Source organism: Phytoamicus setariae, from assembly GCF_016722925.1.
Classification (GTDB): Bacteria; Pseudomonadota; Alphaproteobacteria; order Rhizobiales; family Rhizobiaceae; genus Rhizobium_E; species Rhizobium_E setariae.
Window position 1 is genome coordinate 1 of record NZ_JAEQNC010000034.1, and the last position, 1,241, is coordinate 1,241.

The window sequence follows — 1,241 nt, forward strand, 5'->3', positions numbered from 1 at the left end:
CCGAAGGCGGAACGCGACAGACGCACTGCGAGGGGCGGTGTGATCGAACCGGAATTCGCGCGACCGAGTGCCAAAGTTGTGCTCTTGGAAGAGGAGACGAGGACGATGCCGACACCAGAGCAACCCAGTCTAATAGTTCGACAGAAATCCCCACAGAACACCGAGTTTCCGTTTGCGTCGCTCTCCGATTGGCTGATCCCAACCGAGCTGTTCTTCGTGCGAAACCATTTCCCGTCGCCGGACCTCGATGCGCGAGACTGGAGATTGCGCGTTGGCGGGGCGGTGGAGCGGCCGATCGAACTTGACCTCGACAGCATCAAGGCGATGCGGAGCACGACTTTCACCGCCGTCGTCGAGTGTGCAGGGAACGGGCGCGTCTACTATGAGCCGCCGAAGGAGGGGTTGCAGTGGCAGAACGGAGCCGTCGGCAATGCCGCGTGGACAGGTGTTCTTCTGCGCGAGATTTTGGAAATGGCGGGCGTTAAGCGAACCGCACGTGAGGTTCTGCTCGCAGGCGCCGACAGCGGCGTCGTCGACACAAACAAGAAAACGGCTTCTCCCGGCCCCATCGCTTTTGCGCGCAGTTTACCGCTTGAGAAGGCCATCGCTGACAGCACGATCCTTGCCTATTCGATGAACGAGGAGCCGTTGACGCGCGATCACGGCTACCCGCTACGCGCGGTCGTGGGTGGCTGGTTCGGCATGGCTTGGGTCAAGTGGATCACGCATATCACGGTTGTGGAGCAACCGTTCCTTGGCTACTGGCAGGCGCGCGACTATTTCCGTTGGGAGCGCAGCCTCGGGGAACCCAGGCTGGTCCCCCTCGCGGAGATGGAGGTCAAAGCGCAGATCGCGCGTCCCGTACAGGGGGCGCGTCTCATCGCCGGCCAACCGTACCGGATTTTCGGAGCCGCCTGGAGCGGCGAGGCTGTTATCCGGCAGGTGCAGGTCTGCACCGGAGATGGCAGGGGCTGGCGCGAGGGAAGGCTCCTCGAAAAAGAAAGTCCCTTTGCATGGCGCTTGTGGGAGTACATGTGGACCCCTGAAGAAGTGGGGCGATATATACTGCGATGTCGCGCGATCGATGGGGCGGGGTGCGTGCAGCCCGACCTCCAGCGTTCCGACTGCGAGAGCTACGCGGCCAATTGGATCGTTCCGGTGGAGGTTACGGTCGTTCCCGAACCACAGACGTACGAGGAGGAATTCGTGATTTAATCACCCGCATGGGGCGGAATGGCGGC

General features: G+C 61.9%; 1 protein-coding gene. It reads left to right on the plus strand.

Translation table 11 applies throughout. The features are described from left to right. Positions 1 to 1,215, plus strand: a 1,215-nt coding sequence (locus JJB09_RS26470) for a sulfite oxidase (protein WP_246749005.1), incomplete at its 5' end; no start/stop codon positions are given. Positions 1,216 to 1,241: the final 26 nt, after the last annotated feature.